Origin of the sequence: Paenibacillus sp. OT2-17, from assembly GCF_009827695.1 — a bacterium.
GTDB lineage: Bacteria > Bacillota > Bacilli > Paenibacillales > Paenibacillaceae > Paenibacillus > Paenibacillus polymyxa_B.
In genome coordinates, this window is sequence record NZ_WUDQ01000668.1 from 1 (window position 1) to 1826 (window position 1826).

Consider the following 1826-nt stretch of genomic DNA (forward strand, 5'->3'; position numbering starts at 1 on the left):
GTGACATGATCCGAGTACGTAAGCCCACCTTTCATAAAATTCAGTCTGCCATGATACTCCACACTCTCGGGGGTGAAATAGCTCCCATCCAGGTTGAGCAGCTCAGTTAAGACCTCATACGGAAAATCCCCCTGATACAGCAGATTATGTATCGTAAACACCGTGCGAATATCACTGTAGAAGGGCAAATGTCGATAATCAGCATTCAGAAGCAGCGGAACCATCGCCGTATGCCAATCATGACAATGCAAAATATCCGGCCGAAAGTTCAGTTCAGGCAGCACTTCTAAAATCGCCCGGTTAAAAAAGGAAAAACGTTCGCCATCATCCATATAACCGTAAATACCGTCACGACCGAAGTAATACTCATTGTCAATAAAATAAACCTTGATTCCGTCTAATGTCAGTTCCTCTATTCCACAATATTGATTACGCCAGCCTACGGCTACTTGCTTCACCGCTACCGGACGCAGAGACTTTTTATAAGTATCGGGAATCCCCGCATATTTAGGTAAAATGATTCGGACGTCGCACCCCGCCTGACGAAGTGCCTTCGGCAGTGCGCCAATGACATCAGCCAACCCGCCTGTTTTAATAAATGGATGTGCTTCTGCTGCCGCAAACAAAATGTTCATATGTGCTTCCTCCTTATGTGTTTAATCTGCTTTTTTAGGCCTCCGAGGCGCTTTCTTGAGTATAACGATGCTCAGGGGTGGTATGGTCACCTCCAAGCTGTGAAGCTGTCCGTGGCAAGGGATGGGGGCGGTCCGTATTATTCCCGTATTCAGCTGGTCCCTTCCCCCAAAGTCCTTATGATCACTGTTCAGCAGTTCGATATAACTCCCGGCCTTTTCCAGCCCAATTCGGTAGTTCTCTCTGGGCACGGGCTGAAAGTTAATAAGCACGACCAGTGTATCTCCCGGCTTTTTACTTTTACGTAAATACGTAATTACGCTCTGCCCACGGTCCTCCGCCTCAATCCACTGATATCCATCCCACGAATGATCCAGTTCCCATAATGCCTTTTCCTGAATATACAAATGATTCAGCGCTTTCGTAAAAGCGTGCAGCGAACGGTGACTGTCATAATCCAGCAGAAACCAGTCAAGCTGCTCCTCATCCTTCCATTCGATGAATTGGCCGAATTCCCCTCCCATAAATAAGAGTTTTTTGCCCGGTGAGGTGATTTGGTAACCGAGAAGCGCTCGAAGCCCGGCAAATTTTTGCTCATAGCTACCCGGCATTTTATCAAGCAGCGACTTCTTACCATGAACAACCTCATCGTGCGACAACGGCAGTGTAAAATTCTCGCTGTACGCATAAGCTATGGGGAATGTCAGCAAATTATGGCGCTCCGGCCTCTGATCGAAATCCGTTTCGATATAATCAAGCGTATCGTTCATCCAGCCCATATTCCATTTGTAATTAAAACCGAGTCCTCCATCGCTTACCGGGGAAGTCACCATCGGCCAGGCACTGGACTCCTCTGCCATCATCAGAGCATACGGATAATAGCGGAATACTGTTTCATTCAGTTGTTGAAGGAAGGCAATAGCCTCCTCATTTTCAATGCCTCCTTTAGAGTTAAAACGATATTGACCGTCCTGCTTTTCAAAATCCAGTCGTAGCATACTCGTCACTGCATCTACGCGCAGGCCGTCAATATGGTACACATCCATCCAGAATAGCGCATTAGATATCAGGAAAGAACGCACCTCCGGCTTGCTGTAATCAAACGTCAGTGTTCCCCAGCCGGGCTTTTCCGCAATCAGCGGATCCGCGTATTCGAACAGGGGCGATCCGTCAAACAGCCTTAATCCATGAGC

At 47.5% G+C, this 1826-nt stretch carries 2 protein-coding genes; both read right to left on the reverse strand.

Features of this window, described 5'->3' with window-relative positions:
• On the reverse strand, positions 1-635 hold a 635-nt coding region (locus GRP75_RS25915), incomplete at its 3' end, for a glycogen synthase (protein ID WP_160790761.1).
• A 21-nt stretch (positions 636-656) separates the two neighbouring features.
• The coding region (gene glgB, locus GRP75_RS25920; RefSeq protein ID WP_160790762.1) for a 1,4-alpha-glucan branching enzyme at positions 657-1826 on the reverse strand (1170 nt) is incomplete at its 5' end.